General features: G+C 42.4%; 16 protein-coding genes and 1 pseudogene. 6 read left to right on the top strand and 11 right to left on the bottom strand.

Features of this window, described 5'->3' with window-relative positions:
• The 5 genes from CCS90_RS11935 to CCS90_RS11915 all read right to left on the bottom strand — a co-directional run bounded on the left by CCS90_RS11935 (position 1) and on the right by CCS90_RS11915 (position 6,394).
• The gene (locus CCS90_RS11935; RefSeq protein WP_099019803.1) at positions 1–1,329 is read right to left on the bottom strand and encodes a LysM peptidoglycan-binding domain-containing protein; all 1,329 of its coding nucleotides are present in this window, start codon (positions 1,327–1,329) and stop codon (positions 1–3) included.
• 4 nt (positions 1,330–1,333) lie between these two features.
• A complete protein-coding gene (locus CCS90_RS11930; protein ID WP_133566517.1) occupies positions 1,334–2,383 on the bottom strand; it encodes a hypothetical protein in 1,050 nt (349 codons plus the stop codon).
• Positions 2,349–4,265: a serine/threonine-protein kinase gene (locus CCS90_RS11925; RefSeq protein ID WP_133566518.1), complete on the bottom strand. Its 1,917-nt coding sequence runs from the start codon at positions 4,263–4,265 to the stop codon at positions 2,349–2,351. Before CCS90_RS11925 ends, CCS90_RS11930 begins: the two co-directional genes overlap by 35 nt.
• A gap of 130 nt (positions 4,266–4,395) precedes the next feature.
• A complete protein-coding gene (locus CCS90_RS11920; protein ID WP_133566519.1) occupies positions 4,396–4,695 on the bottom strand; it encodes a hypothetical protein in 300 nt (99 codons plus the stop codon).
• Between the two features lie 7 nt (positions 4,696–4,702).
• Entirely contained in the window at positions 4,703–6,394 is a 1,692-nt protein-coding gene (locus tag CCS90_RS11915; RefSeq protein ID WP_099019799.1) for a hypothetical protein, read from the bottom strand.
• Positions 6,395–6,718: 324 nt separating this feature from the next.
• Here CCS90_RS11915 and CCS90_RS11910 point away from each other — a divergent pair, with 324 nt between their 5' ends.
• On the top strand, positions 6,719–7,129 hold the full coding sequence (locus tag CCS90_RS11910) for a DUF1761 domain-containing protein (RefSeq protein ID WP_099019798.1): 411 nt from the start codon (positions 6,719–6,721) through the stop codon (positions 7,127–7,129).
• A 209-nt stretch (positions 7,130–7,338) separates the two neighbouring features.
• On the opposite strand, the gene CCS90_RS11900 is transcribed toward CCS90_RS11910, so the two are convergent.
• The 6 genes and pseudogenes from CCS90_RS11900 to CCS90_RS11875 all read right to left on the bottom strand — a co-directional run bounded on the left by CCS90_RS11900 (position 7,339) and on the right by CCS90_RS11875 (position 11,875).
• Positions 7,339–8,259: an arginine deiminase-related protein gene (locus CCS90_RS11900; protein ID WP_099019796.1), complete on the bottom strand. Its 921-nt coding sequence runs from the start codon at positions 8,257–8,259 to the stop codon at positions 7,339–7,341.
• On the bottom strand, positions 8,249–9,238 hold the full coding sequence (gene dusA / locus CCS90_RS11895; RefSeq protein WP_099019795.1) for a tRNA dihydrouridine(20/20a) synthase DusA: 990 nt from the start codon (positions 9,236–9,238) through the stop codon (positions 8,249–8,251). The genes CCS90_RS11900 and dusA overlap by 11 nt, the downstream gene beginning before the upstream one ends.
• Complete coding sequence (gene dapE / locus CCS90_RS11890; protein WP_099019794.1) at positions 9,235–10,368, bottom strand: succinyl-diaminopimelate desuccinylase; 1,134 nt, start codon at positions 10,366–10,368, stop codon at positions 9,235–9,237. The genes dusA and dapE overlap by 4 nt, the downstream gene beginning before the upstream one ends.
• A 15-nt stretch (positions 10,369–10,383) precedes the next feature.
• Positions 10,384–10,683 carry an ArsC/Spx/MgsR family protein gene (locus CCS90_RS11885; protein WP_099019793.1) on the bottom strand — a complete coding sequence of 100 codons (300 nt, stop codon included), beginning with the start codon at positions 10,681–10,683 and terminating at the stop codon, positions 10,384–10,386.
• Positions 10,680–11,489, bottom strand: a pseudogene (gene dapD, locus CCS90_RS11880) (2,3,4,5-tetrahydropyridine-2,6-dicarboxylate N-succinyltransferase); the annotation flags it as partial. The gene CCS90_RS11885 and the pseudogene dapD, both read right to left, overlap by 4 nt.
• Before the next feature lie 116 nt (positions 11,490–11,605).
• Positions 11,606–11,875, bottom strand: coding sequence for a DciA family protein (locus CCS90_RS11875; protein WP_162846872.1), 270 nt, complete (start codon positions 11,873–11,875; stop codon positions 11,606–11,608).
• Positions 11,876–11,958: 83 nt separating this feature from the next.
• Between CCS90_RS11875 and CCS90_RS11870 the strand changes: the two genes are divergently transcribed.
• The 5 genes from CCS90_RS11870 (at position 11,959) to CCS90_RS11850 (ending at position 17,850) form a co-directional block, all read left to right on the top strand.
• Positions 11,959–12,888 carry a M23 family metallopeptidase gene (locus CCS90_RS11870; protein ID WP_099019790.1) on the top strand — a complete coding sequence of 310 codons (930 nt, stop codon included), beginning with the start codon at positions 11,959–11,961 and terminating at the stop codon, positions 12,886–12,888.
• 115 nt (positions 12,889–13,003) lie between these two features.
• Positions 13,004–15,739: a preprotein translocase subunit SecA gene (gene secA, locus CCS90_RS11865; protein WP_099019789.1), complete on the top strand. Its 2,736-nt coding sequence runs from the start codon at positions 13,004–13,006 to the stop codon at positions 15,737–15,739.
• On the top strand, positions 15,718–16,125 hold the full coding sequence (locus CCS90_RS11860; protein WP_099019788.1) for a (deoxy)nucleoside triphosphate pyrophosphohydrolase: 408 nt from the start codon (positions 15,718–15,720) through the stop codon (positions 16,123–16,125). The genes secA and CCS90_RS11860 overlap by 22 nt, the downstream gene beginning before the upstream one ends.
• A 196-nt stretch (positions 16,126–16,321) precedes the next feature.
• Positions 16,322–17,017 carry an EAL domain-containing protein gene (locus CCS90_RS11855; protein WP_162846874.1) on the top strand — a complete coding sequence of 232 codons (696 nt, stop codon included), beginning with the start codon at positions 16,322–16,324 and terminating at the stop codon, positions 17,015–17,017.
• On the top strand, positions 17,014–17,850 hold the full coding sequence (locus CCS90_RS11850; protein WP_099019786.1) for a DUF6502 family protein: 837 nt from the start codon (positions 17,014–17,016) through the stop codon (positions 17,848–17,850). Before CCS90_RS11855 ends, CCS90_RS11850 begins: the two co-directional genes overlap by 4 nt.
• Positions 17,851–17,871 lie beyond the last annotated feature (21 nt).

The raw sequence follows: 17,871 nt of genomic DNA, 5'->3' as shown, positions 1-17,871 counted from the left end.
TTATTGTGTCAAAAATTCATAAGTTGCCATCGCAGACATGCCCAAATGATCTGTCGCTTGCACCTGTAAACTGGCATCCGCTGCTGGTAAGTTAATGGCTTGACCCTGATAAGTTTGCCATTCACCACTGTCCCAGCGATATGCCAAGGTGCTCAAACCGGCCAACTCATCATATGCATACAGTGTGATTTGTGCTTTGGGTCCAACCACCAACTGTCCTTCTTGCTGATTCCGTTTACCACTGATATCAATCGCCAACAGTGGTGGTGCCACATCATCTGAAGCACCAGTGAATTCCAGACTTTGGGCTGCGGTGCGATAGCCCACAATTTCGTCTTCACTTACGGCACCCACTCTGAAATGGAACTGCCCGGCTTGATTAAAATCATTGATTTGCCATTGATTGTTGTCTACAGCTTGTTGTTTCAAAACCTGCTGACAAGTTTCATCGGCACAAATTTCCACCAGATATTGAGCGGCACCATCTACCTTTGACCAATTGAGTACTGGGTTGGTGTATGTGTATATATTTTTGACGCCCACAGAGATTTTTGGTGCTTTCAACAAGGGTTGCGGCGCAGGCGGTGCTTGACCTGGTTTAACTGCTACTCCCATGCCTTGTTTGACATTCACCTCACCACCGGCAGCGCTTACCGCACTGTTTCCTTGATAAACTGAAATCACTGAATTTCCAGCCGTGGTCAAACCAGTTCGCAATTCCGCCACTTGGCCGGTTTTTACTTCGGGCTTAGATACCGTTCCTCCCATGACGATGAAAATCTCGGTTTGGTTATTAACTATAGGCTCCCAACTCAACTCAGCGTCACCTTTCACCACTTCGATGGTGGCACTGTCCGTGCCGGTTAAACCGGTTGACCTGCTTTTTAAGAAAATTTGAGAGAACTCCAATATTTTTAGTTTAGATTCATCATTGAATTCTAACAAAGCAGAAGATTTTTCATACGTCCTGACACCTTCTTGTTGTACCAACTCATCACCACTTACCGCTGATAACCAGTCGCCCTCTGATGGTTTCTTTTCAACCCGATTAACCACATTCAACACTTTGGCTTTTTCCGCTGGAATGATCCGTTCTTTAATAATGGTTAATTCCTGACCGACTTTCAATTGGTGTGGATTTTTAATTTGTGGATTGAGTTCCCAGTTGTCTTGCCACAATATATCGGTGCCCAGATAACTGCGGGTGATTGTATGCAGGTTCTCACCAGGCTGAACCACGTGCTGAACCAAGGTGTCTGTTTGTTCAACTGCTGTGCTTTGAGCACCAGTCAAAAGTATTAAAACCATTGTTTTGAATATCAATGCCATGTGTTTATCTCTTTACTTTGAATTTAAGGGTTGTTTCAAGTGTGTTGCCAACCTGGTCTTCACTGATCACTTTTATGCGATAATTTCCTTTACTGGTGAAACGAAACTTTTTCGGTAAAGGCAGCCATTTTCTCGACTTACCTTTGTATTTTTGTAGTTTTACACCAACCCCCAAATCCATTGTAGTGAGGTCAATTAACTCATTGACCCTGACGCTGAAACGTTTGGTGGCTGCTTGTTTTTCATTTTCTACAGTGACCACAACTGTTGGAGCCATTGAATCCACTTGCCAGGCCAGCTTTTCGGTCGTGACGTTTCCTAATGCGTCGGTTACTTGCAACTCATCACCTTCATTCACTGACAAAGGATGATCAATCCAGTCAACAGCCTGCTGGTTTAAATGTACTGTGCCCATGGCCACATTATCGGTCGCACTGAGAACCAAGTCTGCTTGTTTTCCAGCAAACCATTGGCCACCTTTTTTGATGGCAGGCGCTGTTAAATCCCAAGTGATGCTGGGACTTTCAAAGTCAGGCTTCAACACCAACTTACTTTGACTGACGTTACCAAATTCATCTTCGGCCAATACCTGCAATGATTTTGCCGCTAGATTAAATTTAATCCTTTGGGTCATTCCGGGGACATTCAGTATCTGGTCATCGATTGTTATTTGTTTGAGCTGCGCTTCATTTACAGCGATGTTGACTTCACTTTTGGGACCAATGATGACCTCATCCGCTTGCTCCATGGCATTCAGCCACTGAAAAGTAATGACTGGTGGCGTTCGATCAACCAAAATTGTTAGTTTTTCCAACGCACTGTTGGAGGAACCAACCGCACCTTCACCGATCACCCTGACTTTCCCACTGGAATCCTTTAATAACACTTGATTGTTTCCATTGGTACCGGCCAATACATCAGATGTTGTATCAAACACACCGCCATGAATTGACTGTTGCTCTTCTTTATTGGCTGCAATTGTTTCACTTGCTGAAACCCAAGCAGACCCGCTCAAACCACTAAGAATGAGCAACAATGGTATCTTCTTCTTCATTTCTTTCTTCATTTTTTTGAATCCTTACACCGGCCACCTCTGAGTCCCATTTAATTGCACATGGCGTGGAGTGCACAATCAACTCAGCCATTTCTGTGGCTGATTGGGGTCGTTTATTGGGTTCTTTATCCAACAACCTATCAAAAACTTTAAACAACTCTTCAGCTGCTGGTTGTCTGAGATCAGCCGGAAAAATCACGGCTTTGTTTATCGTGTTATTTTTTGTTAAATGTATTTTTTTGCTTTTGAATGGATTGACTCCGAGCAAACATTCAGCAATCAGTACACCCACTGCAAATAAATCACTTTTTATGGTCACTTCACCACGTTGGTATGTTTCTGGAGCCATATAACCTATGGTTCCGGTGATGTCATCGGCACCAATGCCTTTGACCAAAGTTGCTGTGCCAAAATCTGTTAATTTAATGTCGCCATTGACATCCAATAGAATATTAGCTGGTTTAACGTCTCGATGCACAAAACCCATATCATGGGCAGTCTGAAGCCCTCGCAGCACTGCAATGGCAATCGATAATGTCAAAGGCAGACTTAAAGATCCTTTGCGTTGCAACAATGAGCTTAAAGACTCGCCTTTGATGTACTCCATGGCAATGAAGGCAGTGGTTTTAGTAGAAACCACGTCATAAATTGAAACCACATTCCTGTGTGAAATCCTTGCAGCTGTGATGGCCTCTTGAACCAAGGTTTGACTCATGTTTTCACGGGTGCCAAATTGATTGCCAATGGGTAGAGTCTTCAATGCCACATGCCTGTCGAGCTTTGGATCCCAGCCCAGGAAAACAGTACCCATACCACCTTTTCCAATGGGGCTAATCACCTGATACCTGTCGACAAATATTTTACCCAAGGCATTTCGATCATTGATGTGTTTGGTCAGGGCATCAAAGCTGTGCTCCAAGGCCTGGACCTCACCACCTTTCCAATCGGATTCGGCACTGTTGTCTCCTAACAAGGCATTTTGCGCCTTGACGATTCTCCTGATGGGTTTGACCCATGAAAAATAAGCCATGGTTAACAGCACCAACATCGCCAGCAACACCAAACCAAAAATCTGCCATGCAGTTTTGCTCATGGCAGCCGTTGACTGCTCAGCAAATTCAACCGATTGCCTTGAAATAATGTACCAAGGTTGCTGCTCAATTTTGGCAAAGGCTGATATGAATTTATCCAAAGTCTTGTTTCCCGATCGATTGGCTACACCAGTAACAGACCCATTTTTCATCATCACCAACCATTCAGCCGAAACCGGCACAAACGCATCACCCGAATGTTCAATCAATTGGCCTTCATTATCGACCAAACTGAGACTGGCTGCTTGTCCCAATATGCGTGGATTGAGCCATTGATTGGTATCTAAACTCACCAACATCACAACGTCCACGTTGGGCCTGGCTGAAGATACTTTGATTCCTAGGTATTTTTGTCCTTTTTGTGAGGTCAACTGTACCTCTTGCACCAGTTGGTTTTTTAAGGCGTCAAAATCAATGTCACTGGATTCATTTTTTCTGGCCAATTGAATGACTTGGGATGGCTGTCCTTGTTCATTAAGCATCAAGCCGATTAACTGAATGTTGCTGTGCAGTAGCAGGCCTCTTTTCAATGATTCAGTCGCAGTTGCTGCATCCGGAGCAATATAGACACTGGGATCAATCGCAATGTTTCTCGCTACATCTTGGTATTTGGTGAGGTAGGTAGCGATCCTCTCGGCTGTGGCACGGGAAATAATCAGGTGGTTTTTTTGTGCTTGATCAACCACGGCTTCTTTTGACTGATTGATTTGGTACCATGACAACAAAAAAGGCAATGAACCAATGACCAACAAAGTCAGCACCACCCAAAACATGATCGATTTATTCTTCAAAACCCTTCCTGTAAATTATACCAATCAGACATTATAGGCAATCTCAATACCTATACAGGTGAATAAATGTTAAACATCCCGTTCTCATCTTATTGGTGCTTGAATTCAATTTGCTTCATTGTTCTAAACGTCATTGATGTTGTTGGGCTTTTTCAATGATTTCACGCGGCGTCAATCCCGATAATTTCATATAAAATCCATCCAAGGAATTGTTGATTACATCATAGGCTTTCAATATGGCGATGGCATCAGTTAATAAAATGTAGTTTTGTTGACCAATCTCATCTTCGATTTTTGTTAATTTTTGCATCATGCCTGTAGGGTTTTCAAAAACCAACGGCTTTTTCATTGGGTCATTGAATTCATTGTCGCTTGAACAGGCACTTAAAAATACCAACACAGATATAAGGATGTATTTATTTAAATTCATCATGTTTTTAATTGATTGCCTCAAATCCATTTTCAAATATCAAATCGATTGGACCCAAAACGGGTGCCACATACACGTCCATATCAGGAGAGCCACCACCTTCAGCACGGTTATCAGAAAAAATAGCCACGCCATCATCGCTGTCACCAAAATCCATACCGTTGTAATCACCAAATTGGAAACCACTGCCTTCTGGTGAAGAAACAGAAGTCAACCTGGTGGGCGCACTCCAATTTTCACCACCCGTCACTGAATAGCTGTGATAAACATCAACCCCAGATCGGTCAGCAAAATTTCTGGTGTCATAAAAAATAACATGCACGATGCCGTTTCTATCAACTTTCAACCATTGATGCCACCTATCAACCTCCAAGGCATCATCAGTTTCATGTGGCGTTGTTACATTCCAAGTGTCTCCACCATCGTCAGAATAGCCCACTTGAATTCTGGCATGATTATTGACCGCCGTAGATTGTGGTCCCAAGGTATCCGTCCAAGAGGCATACAACCTTCCATCATAGGGGCCACCGGTTAAATCTATATCTGCAGCGACATAAATAAACACAAAACGACTGTCCATCGATGGAATCGGAAAATCAAACCCATCATTTGTTGGCGCTACCACCACAGCTGGGCTGAATGCTGTACCACCATTGGTGGACTTATTCATTTGTATGTCGGGATTATTAAAGGCCGGCCAAAAGTGATAAATGGTGCCATCCCTTCCTGTGACTATGTCACTGCCAATGCCACGATCCTCAGCTGTGAATGAAGTGGTGGTAAAGGTGTTGCCGTCATCATCACTGACCGCAAATTGCATGATGTTGCTTTGGTGCCAAGTGATGTATATATTGTCTTGAAAGGGAGAAGTAGGCGATTGATCAACGTGGATGTATTCCTTGTCATTCAACGAACCTGTGGGACCTGACAATTCTCGCCTGTTATCGCCAGGGGTGATGTCTGCAAGACTGTCCCAAGTTTGTCCATTGTCATCAGATCGATAAAACCATACTTGGTTACCGCCAAGAGTCACATTGTAAACATAAGAACCATCGGACTTCCAATCCATGGCTGGATCACAACACTCACTTCCGGTTAAATCAGGGGCACTGGTCCATGTGTCCCCCCCGTCAGAAGAATACAACATTTCTTGGCCGTTGCGGTTTAAACCGGCCACCACCAATTCTGGATCAGCTGGACTGACAGAAACAGCTGATTCGGCACCAGAAAACACCAAAACCTCACCACTCAAAGTTCTGGTGTTTTGTTTGATTTGTTCTCTGAAAATTTCCCCTGGGGTCAAACCATTTTCCATCGTAACTTCGAAACTGTGATAATCATTCAGCCATTTTCCAGCTCGATAAATCAGGCCATCGATCAAGTATCCATCGTATTTAAGGACATAGTAGTTCAATAAACTTCTGGGATATTGAACCTTGCCAATTCGAGGTGTATCTGGAAATTCTTTTCTGAATTGCACCCGGTAAAATGCCGGCACCATCTCTTTCAATTCATGTTCGTTGTCACTCAACCATGCCAAATCTTCTAGCGTTAAATCATAATTTCTATCATCCCAAGGTCCTAATTCTGTCAGTTTTTGATAATTAACACGGGGATCAACACCCAATGAATTATCGATGAATTGGGCACTCACATTGTGGGTAGCAACTAAAAATAAGAGGATGGCTTTAATTTTCATAGTGGTCTCTGTTAATTGGTTTGACAGAAACGAACTTTTGTCAAATCAGTTTTTGGTTTCGTGCATCATTCTCAACATCAACAATTGAGTAAAATGATGTATTCAAGTTTTTATACAACCTACAGCTCAGCATGGACTGATTAAACTGATTGGCGCAGTTAATTATTGTAGATATATGATTTAGAAACAACTGCAATCTCAAATTAGTTGAATATATGGCTTAGACACGAAGTCATGATCAATAATCAGCGCCCTTATTATGTTTTTTGAATCAATTTCAAGCCTGGGCTACAATGATAGTCTCAATCATATGGAAGGGTCTCTGTGCACATACATTTCGACTTACAACAATTGAATTGGTTGGCAGTGCTTATCGCCACTGCAGCTGCTTTTATCTTAGGTGGCATCTGGTATGGCCCCTTGTTCAGTAAACCGTGGATGAAGGCATTTGGCTTATCCTCCGATGAAGTCAACCAAAGACATCCGGGCAAAGTTTTTGGCATGGCCATTATGTGGACATCAGTTGCTGCCATCATGCTGGCCTTATTTATTGAACCCGATGCAGATTTTCATTTGGGAGCCATGACAGGATTTTTCATCGGTATAGGCTGCATCACCCCATTCATGGGAATTCATTATGCCTTTGAAGGGCGCGATTGGAAAATTTTGGCTATCAATGCGGGGTACTCTACATTGGCATTGACCTTGATGGGCGCGATATTAGGCTGGTTTTAACTTATCAGTTTACCAAATGGGATCGCATGGTCTTTGGGAGATTCTTCGACTCGTGCCTCGCTCAGAATGACGGCATAATTTTGCTCACTGACAACGAATTTGGCTTTGAAGATTAAGGCGGTAATGACTTTTGAATGCCTGAGCGTACGAATGTACCTGATGGTATCAAAAGCCAGTACCAACGCAGAGGTTCGCGTTCACATTTTTCGTCAGAAGATTTCACCGATCATGCATCGCAGACTGCCTCCAGCTTTTTCCAATTCGGACACATCAACCCCATGAATTTCCAGCCCCCAGTTGGTTAACACCTTCCTTGAAGACACCGACAAGGTATCATAAGCTGTCTGGCTGAACAGCACATCCCGATCAGTGATGGAAATACAGTTTCCACAAAATGCCAATTTCTCCTCATCTGAAAGGTACAGCACACGACCTTCGTAAAAATCATCAATCGCTTGTACCACATCAGGGTCAGCAAACGAGTCTTTATGCATCACACAACCCACACTGGCCAAACAAGCCATCACTACATTGGTGTGGTATTCACCTTCAGCCAGGTCAAACTGAAAAGTCAAATCCAACTGAAAACCTTCATCTAACTCTACTGCACCGGCCTCATCAACCCGTTCAGTCATGCCAATAAAGCCTACATTGCGGCCACGATCAGGTACCAAAACACCTGTTAATTCTGCAATGGCGCGGTGATTCTCAATTTCATATTCCTCATAACCCAAAACACCACCAAAAAATTTACGGATATCGTGCCGCTGTGTTTCTAATTGTCGATTGGGGTATTTCATTGAACCCACAATATAACGTCGGTTGTGGTTGGTGGCGAAAGCATTGTTCGGAAACACCGCATCAGGCGTGTCTTCCGAACCAGGAAAGGTAATGACAGGAATGCCAAAATCAGTCAATGTACGGGCCAATTGCATTTGTTGATACACGGCAAGCTTTTCATCGACCTTGGCATCCATCTGCATATATTCATTGTCTTGCGCCGTTTGTTCATTCAATGAAAACCCAACAGGACTTACCATAAACGCGGCTTTCATAGCCACTTCTTGTTTGATGTTAAATTGCTTTAATTCTTGGACTTTTTTGAAGTCTGCAATGTTTTTAACCAGCATATGTCACCCAATCTCTTGCTTCTTTGATCACCGTCACGTCGTCTTTTCTGCGCGGCGCTTCTGTCACTAAATGGGACTTCCACTTTTTATTGCCTGGAAATCCATGATACAAACCTAAAATAGGTCTGATTAACCAATGTAAACTTAACCCTTGTTTTACCATGTGTTGACAGTAATCAACATAGGCCAATAACACCTCATCTCGGGTTAACTTTTGTTCACCCATTGCCATGGCATTGTGCATGTCCCTGATCAACCAAGGTGCATTCCAAAAAGCGCGGCCGACCATCACACCATCAACATGGTTGAGCTGCTCAACCGCTTGTTCTACTGTTTCAATGCCACCATTCAATACAACATTCAAATTCGGATTTTTTGATTTAATGTCATAAGCATACTCATATTTTAGTGGCGGTACCGATCTATTTTGCTTTGGACTCAATCCTTTTAACAAGGCTTTTCGCGCATGAACCACAAACGTTTGGCACCCTGCAGAACTGACTGTATCAACAAAACGCTCAAAGGAATCAAACGAGTCATCATCATCCACACCAATTCGGGATTTGATGGTCACGGGAATTTTGACGGCTTTTTGCATGGCCGCAAAACAATCCGCCACCAAATCTGGTTCTTTCATCAAACAAGCACCGAAACGACCTTTTTGCACCCGGTCACTTGGACAGCCTACATTTAAATTGACTTCACTGTAGCCCATGTCTTCAGCCATCTTTGCACAAGTGGCCAAATCATCCAAGTTACTGCCGCCAAGTTGGATGGCCACCGGCTCTTCTGAGGGTGAAAAACCCAATAATTTTTCTTGATCACCATTCAACAAAGCACCGGTGGTAATCATCTCTGTGTACAACAACACTTGATCGGAAATCAAACGATGAAAAAACCGACAGTGCCTGTCAGTCCAATCCAACATAGGAGCTACAGACAACCGCCTGTCTATCACATCATTGATGACCGCATTCATTTTAGGAGCAACCGTTTGATCAGATCCAAATAAATATTTTCTAATTGAACCAAGTGACTGATTTTTTCACATTCATTGACTTGATGAATGGTTTTATTGATTGGGCCCAGCTCCATAGTCGCAATGCCATGCGGTGCAACAAATCGACCATCCGATGTACCACCACCTGTATTGAATTCAGGTCGCACACCTGTTATTTGAAACACCGATTCTGCCACAGCTTCTTTAAAATTTTCATCCTTACAATGAAAAGGTGCTCCTGATAGTTGCCACACCAACTCATGCTTCAGCTGATGCCGATCTAAAATCATTTGTAATTGTTGTTCCAGGCTATGCTGACTTGAAACCGGCGCATACCTGAAGTTGGCAGTGATCACCAGCTCTCCTGGAATGATGTTGGTCACACCGGAGCCTGCATTGATGTTTGAAATTTGGAAACTGGTTGGTGGAAAATCCTCATTGCCTTCATCCCACATAAAACCACCCATTTCATCAATGGCTTTGGCGGCTAAAAAGACGGGGTTTGCCGCATTTTGTGGGTAAGCCACATGACCTTGTTTGCCTTTGATTCTGATTTCGACATGTAAAGACCCACGCCGTCCAACCCTGACCGTATCTCCAATCACTTTTGAACTGCTTGGTTCTCCCACCAAACAATAATCAAAAGGGTGTTTGTCAGCCATCAACGGCATGAATTTTTTCACCCCATCATGCGCTATGCCTTCTTCATCACTGGTGAGCATCAATGCCACTTTACCTCGATGGTTGGGGTATTGGCCGACGAATTTCTCCATCGCCAATACCATCGCTGCCACCGATCCTTTCATGTCTGCCACACCGCGACCATATAAAACCCCAGCTTCAACATGGGCTGACAAAGGGTCATGTGTCCATGCAGCCAAGTCGCCAGGCGGTACCACATCGGTGTGACCTAAAAACATCAATGCTGGACCAGGTTCATCACCGTGCCAGATCAACACATTATCCACTTCGCCAAATCGATGATGCTCACCCAGAAAACCATGTCCACCCAATCGATTCATCAACAAAGGCTGACAGCCTGCATCATCAGGTGTGTAGGATGGTTTTTGTATCAGCTGTTTAGCCAGGTTGATGACTTCAGGTTCCATAATGACTTCTCTGTTTTAAAGACCTATGCGGTATTTACTGCCGTCAAACACAACGGGGCGCTTAATCAGTGTGGGGTTGGCCACCAATAAACCCACATTGGGTTCAATTTTTTGAAAGTCACTCAATTGTTTCCAAGTGGTGCTTCTTTTGTTCAACAGTTCAGACATAGCAATGTCGTTAAGCATTCCTTCCACCAACACTTGGTCAATGCCATCCACTCTGAAATCATGTAACTGTGGCTTCAAACCACTGGCCAGGGCTTGTTTCATCGCTGCCCTGACTTTGTCACAATTTTTGATACCATAGATAATCATGAGCGCAGTAATTCATTGATTGAGGTTTTTGAACGGGTTTTTTCATCGACTTTTTTCACAATGACTGCACAATCCAATGCATACTTGCCATTTGCAGCCGGCAAAGTACCAGACACAACAACTGAACCAGGAGGTACAAATCCATAACTGACTTCATCGGTTTCACGATCATAAATCTTGGTGCTTTGTCCAATGAAAACACCCATAGATATGACACTGCCTTTTCCTATCCTGACGCCTTCAACCACTTCACTTCTGGCACCAATAAAGCAACCGTCTTCAATGATGGTGGGCGCAGCTTGCAATGGTTCCAATACACCACCAATTCCCACTCCACCCGATAAGTGAACATTTTTTCCAATTTGCGCGCAGCTGCCTACCGTAGCCCACGTATCAACCATGGTACCATCGTCAACGAATGCACCGATGTTGACATAAGATGGCATACATACCACACCTTTACCTAAAAATGCACCACGTCGAATGGTTGCTGGAGGCACCACCCTGGCTCCCGTCTTCTTAAATTCTTCTGCTGTGGCCTCTTTAAAACGACAAGGCACTTTATCCCAATAATTATGAGTTGTACCCGCCATCACTTGATTGTCTGCTATGGTGAAATACAACAACACGGCCTTCTTCAGCCATTCATTCACTTGCCACCCATCACCATTGGGTTCAGAGACTCTTAGTTGGCCAGCTTCCAGGCCTGTTAGAACCGATTCGATCACTTGTCCGTATTCACTTTTTAATTGTGCTGGATTGAGTTCAGCTTTGGCTTGCCATGCGGCATTGATTTGGGCTTCTAAGTTCATGATTGGGTCAAATTGAATAACAGCATCGCATTATAAACTGACCTTATACACAAGTCAGCTTTATCATATGGAAATATAAAAAAGAGATTGGGTCGTTAAAAAATCAGAAATTAACGTTTTAATTCGACTTTAAGTTGTAGTTTCTTTACAGATATTTTGAATTCTGTCTGCATTATCTGTAAAATGCTCCGGCTGTACATACGAATTTTACTGGCCTCCATTTGTGTATAACAAACAAAAACAGCCGTTTCGCCCTTAATATTAGCTAAGTGGCACAAACCCTTAACTTGGGAAGGCAAACACATTTGAAGTTGGTCATCTAACTTTTTGAGTTGATTGGCACGTTGTATCAATCCAGATAAAGTTTTATCTTGAGTCATACTGTCAGTAATTGTGTGAAATCCTTTGGATCTTCGCATGGGGATATTTGAATCTTAATAATAATGATAAGCAAGTTTTTTTTATGAATAATCTAACAATAATAAAACACAAAAAAACGGGAATTGTGCAATACCCTTTAAGTGATCATAAAATCAAAATTAAATTGATTTCTGTGGCTGCATTGTTTTCATTGGTGGTCTTTGCAACCGGCGCACTGATGGGATCAGTTTTTTTTAGTCACTCAGAATCCAATGAAGCCCAAGTCGCAGAACTGCAAGCATTGGTTGATTTGCGTCAACAAGAACTGATTCAACACAAGAAATCAGTACAAAATGACATAGATTCCATGACCCTTCAAATTGGTAAATTAATGGCTCAATCCACACGATTAAATGCCTTAGGTAACAGGCTGACTGTGGTGGCAGAAATTAATCCCAATGAATTCAACTTGTCAGATGAACCAGGTATAGGTGGTGCTGACTTGGAATTGACGGGTGAATCGAACACGGCACAATCCCTTTATGAAAACCTGTTCAATCTAGAGGACAATTTCAGCAAACAACAAGAAAATCTCGATATATTGTCACAACTGTTAAGTGAACAAACAGTCGATCAAAATGCCACACCACATTTGTTACCCTTGAATAAAGGCTGGGTATCTTCATACTATGGTAAACGCATTGACCCATTCACAGGCCAACAAGCCAGTCATGCAGGTATGGACTATTCTGGCGGTTATAAATCTGACATCATTGCAGCAGCTGATGGCGTTGTGGTTTGGGCTGGCCAAAGAGGCTCGTATGGCAGAATGATTGAAATTGACCACGGCAATGGATTCATGACACGCTATGCCCATGCAGAATCAATCAACGTGGAACTGGGTCAAAAAGTAACAGCCGGAGACCCCATTGCAACCATGGGCAAGTCTGGTCGTGCCACTTCAGAGCATTTGCATTTTGAAATACTTAAGAATGGGCACAAGGTCAACCCCCTTCCATTCATCAATTCATAACCAATATATAGAAACATCGAGGGCAGATAAATTCATTTTTATTTGCCCTTTTTACTTGAATAATCACTTAATGAATCCACATTGAATCATTAACGCAGGCAACTGAAAACAAATTATGGCAATCACTTCACTATTCACCAAAGTATTCGGCAGCAGAAATCAAAGGTACATCCGACAATTAGACAAAATTGCGGACAGCATAGACGCACTTGAACCCAAATACCAAGCACTCAGCGATGCTGACTTTCCATTACAAACCCAAGCTTTGAAGGACCGAATTGCTGCTGGTGAACCTCTTGATGACTTATTGCCAGAAGCATTTGCCTTGGTCCGTGAAGCATCAGTCAGAACCATGGGAATGCGTCATTACCATGTTCAGTTGATAGGCGGTATTGTTATTCACCGTGGAAAAATATCTGAAATGAGAACCGGTGAAGGTAAAACTTTGATGTGTACTTTACCTGCTTATCTCAATGCCTTGGCAGGCAATGGCGTTCATGTTGTTACGGTGAATGATTACTTGGCCAGTCGTGATGCCAAATGGATGGAACCGTTGTACAACTTTTTAGGTATGAGTGTTGGTGTGGTTATACCCAGCTTATCGCATGAAGCCAAACGAGCGGCCTATGCATGTGACATCACCTACGCAACCAACAATGAATTAGGTTTTGATTTTTTACGTGACAACATGGCCTTTAGCTTAGATGCCAAAGTACAACGTGAGCCTTTCTTTGCGATCATCGATGAGGTTGATTCGATCTTAATTGATGAAGCACGTACACCACTGATTATCTCTGGCCAAGTTGATGAATCACCTGAAATCTACAACCGTGTCAATAAATTGGTTCCATTGCTGGTCAAAGCCACTGAGGAAGTTGATCAAAAGGAAATCAGCAAAGCCATCATGAATAAACAGGCCTTGCCAGAGCCTGATGGAGACTTTTCTGTAGAAGAAAAATCCAAACAAATCTTTTTAACAGAACAAGGCATGCAAAATGCTGAAGATTTGTTAAAGAAAAATGGCTTAATGGGTCCTGATGACTCACTGTATGATTCACAGCACATTTCATTGATGCACCATGTCAGTGCTGCATTGAAAGCTCACCACCTGTTTGAAAAAGACGTTGATTATATTGTCAATGAAGGCGAAATTGTTATTGTCGATGAATTCACCGGACGAACCATGGAAGGCAGGCGTTGGTCTGATGGTCTTCACCAAGCCGTTGAAGCCAAAGAAAATGTTCCGATTCAAAAAGAAAACCAAACATTGGCATCGATTACTTTCCAAAACTATTTTCGACTCTACCCTAAGCTGTCAGGCATGACCGGTACCGCAGATACCGAAGCTTATGAATTTCAAACCATCTACAACTTAGAGGTTATCGTTATTCCCACCCACAAACCAATGATCCGTGATGATGCGGGTGATTTGGTTTACTTCAGTCAAAAAGCCAAATTTGAAGCCATCATTGAAGACATTGTCAGTTGCACAGAAAGACAGCAACCTGTGCTGGTTGGTACGGCCTCGATTGAGGTTTCTGAGCTGTTATCAGAGCAACTGAAGCAACAGAAAATCAAACACAATGTCTTGAATGCCAAGCAACACGAACGCGAAGCGATGATTGTGGCTGAAGCCGGTTTACCTGGTGCGGTAACCATTGCAACCAATATGGCCGGTCGTGGTACCGACATTGTCTTGGGCGGTAACTTGGCAGTGGAGTTAGAAAGTAAAGGACAAATCAGTGAGTCCGAGAAAGCACAATTAGAAGCTGACTGGAAAGCACGTCATCAACAAGTCTTAGACAGTGGCGGATTGCGAATTATTGGCACAGAACGACACGAATCACGCCGAATTGACAACCAACTTCGTGGGCGTGCTGGACGGCAAGGCGATCCAGGTTCATCTCGATTTTATATTTCATTGGAAGACAATTTGATGCGTGTATTTGGTCAAAGTCGCATGATGGATAATATGAAACGCTTCGGCATGAAAGAAGATGAATACATTGAGCACAAATGGATCACTCGCATCATCGAGAACGCCCAACGCAAAGTAGAGTCACATAACTTTGATATTCGTAAACACTTGCTGGAATACGACGATGTGGCCAATGACCAGAGAATGGTGATTTATCAACAACGCTCTGATCTACTGGAAGCCGAAGAAATTGGTGAATACATCAGCGATGTCAGAGAAGAAGTGTTTGATAACGTCATACGCCAACACATTCCTTTAGAGAGTGTGGAAGAACAATGGCAAGTACCACAGTTAGAACGTGTTTTATCACATGAATTTGGTATCGAAATCAACATCAACAGGATCCTTGAACGCGATGAGCACTTGGACGATGATGGCTTAACAGATAAAATTCATGATCACATAGATAGGTTCTTCAAAGAAAAAGAAACCATGACAGGCACCGATGTGATGCGTCACTTTGAAAAAGCAGCCTACCTCAACACCTTAGACCAACTGTGGAAAGAGCATTTGGCTCAAATGGATCATTTAAGACAAGGCGTTGGCTTGCGTTCACATGCGCAAAAACAACCCATTCAAGAATACAAGCGTGAATCATTTGAAATGTTCAAAGACTTGTTGGATAAGATTAAATACGAAACCATCAGGATCATATCTCGAGTAAAAGTACAACAAGAAGAAGATGTGGCAGCCATGGAACACAAAGAAGAACAAAATGTGACTTTCCAACACCAATCTTCCTCTTCGCAGCCCACTCAGCCAGATGAAAAAGTAGAAACATTTATTCGTGACGGACAGAAAGTAGGTCGCAATGACCCTTGTCCTTGTGGGTCAGGCAAGAAATTTAAACAATGTCACGGCAGATTGAGTTAAACCAACCGCAACAAATCGTCGTCTTGGTTTTAGAAAATAGCCAAGGCGACATCCTTTTGACCCAAAGACAAGCCGGCAAACACCTCGAGGGATACTGGGAATTTCCAGGCGGCAAAGTTGAAGCCCCAGAATCATTACTCGAAGCTTTGGAACGGGAATCTTTGGAAGAAATCAATTACCAACCCATTAATCCCACCCTACTCATCAAGCTGACTCACTCCTATCCCAACAAGACTGTACAATTACATGTGTACCACTGTTTAGCGCACAATCCACAAGTCCACGCCAATGAAAAACAGGCCATGATATGGCACCACAAATCAAAATTGTCATCAGTCAAACTCCCTGCTGCCAACCTTAAAATCATCAACCTACTCAATAAGTAGTCTAAATTTCGACCTTTTCTACATATATTTTTCGACTCACATTACTGCTGTATGTGACTGTTATTAATGTCTTTTTCATTTAAATATCACTATTTACGAATAATTTAAGCCGAAATTTTTAAAAAGATTTGGCGATTATTGTTTACATTCAATAATTCTTGCGACATAATAAACCTGTTCAATCTTGACCATGTTTATGAATTTAGCAGCATTTAAATCCGCCACCGATCAGAAACTGACCTTTCAGTTTCAAGATATCGTGGATGCCAATGCCAATCACCAGGATTGGCTTGAAATGCTGTATAGGCCGCAAACTTTAATGGGACACAGGAACGTAGAACAATTTTTCAAAGCTTTAAGCGTGCAACAAAAAATAGATTTAGACATCAAAATATTTTCGCAAATTGAGTCTGTTTTGGAGACGCACAACCCCAAACGTTTAAGTATTAATTTGATGCCAATCAGCTTATTGAGCCCGCAGTTTCGCGACTTATTGTGGCAACTCATTGATTACAACATCATCAATCCCCGTCAATTGTGCATTGAAATTGTTGAAACAGATTCCATGCCCCCTTTGTGCTCTAGTGCCATTAAGGTCTTACAACACTTTAAAGAAAAAGGCGGCTGGTTGGCTTTAGACGATTTTGGATCAGGATTTGCGCATTGGGAATTATTACAAATGGGTTTGATCAATGTCATCAAGGTGGCATCACAAAACATCAAACACAGCAGTCACAATAATTTCACCAATGGATTGGCCAAGTTTGCAGCATCGATGAACATCATTTCAGTTCTAGAAGGTGTCGAAAACGAGCAAGACCTCATGACCGGAATGAAGCAAGGCTTTGATAACTTTCAAGGCTGGTATTTTGATGGAGTAAATCACCAATGAACCAACAAGTTACAAACAATCGAAACCTGTCATTTGATGTTTATTGGCTGAGTTTCATTCGAACCTGCATGAGACCATTGATAAAAATATTGGTGAAACAGAAAGTTGAATTCAATTCATTTCAAAACTTAGTCAGAGAACTTTTTGTTGAGGAAGCTGAAAGGTACATTGATGAAACTTCAGAAAACAGTCGCGGCAAAATTTCATCCATTGCCTATCAAACTGGATTGGACCGCAGAGAAGTTTCTAAAATCATTAAAAATTCAGAAGAAAAAAGTGATTACATTGAACAGAACAGATCACGCGAAGCCAATATTCTAGAACATTGGAAACACATGCCACCATTTTGTGATGAAGCTGGCAATCCAATTCCTCTGAAAAGAAGTGGTAAAGGCCTGTCATTTGAGACCTTGTGCCAACGTTTTGGTAAAAACATCAGCCATGGCCCTATTCTTGACTCTCTACTGAAAGCAAAATGTGTTGAGATTATTGATAACAAAGTTCATTTTCTCAATAAATCATATACACCGCCTTCAGGTATTAACATTGAAATGTCAAACATTGCCGCGGCATCCATCAAAAGAATAATCAACACCATTCATCACAACATCTTCAGTGATGATGAGCCTAACTTTCAGCGCAACCTCTATTCCATTCGAATAAAACAGGAACATGCAGCTGAGTTCAAAAGAAGGGCCAATGAAATGATTCGAAAGATTTATCACGAAATAATCACACCTGAGTTTGATCAGATTGAAAGTCAGTTAGAAACCTTAGAGTCAAGGGCAAAAAACAAACCAGTCGGTCTGGGCATTTTTTATTTTGAAGATTAACCCACGTTAACAATTATTTAT

The sequence above is a fragment of the Marinicella litoralis genome (genome assembly GCF_002591915.1).
Lineage (GTDB): Bacteria > Pseudomonadota > Gammaproteobacteria > Xanthomonadales > Marinicellaceae > Marinicella > Marinicella litoralis.
This window is presented reverse-complemented; position numbering and strand designations above follow the sequence as displayed.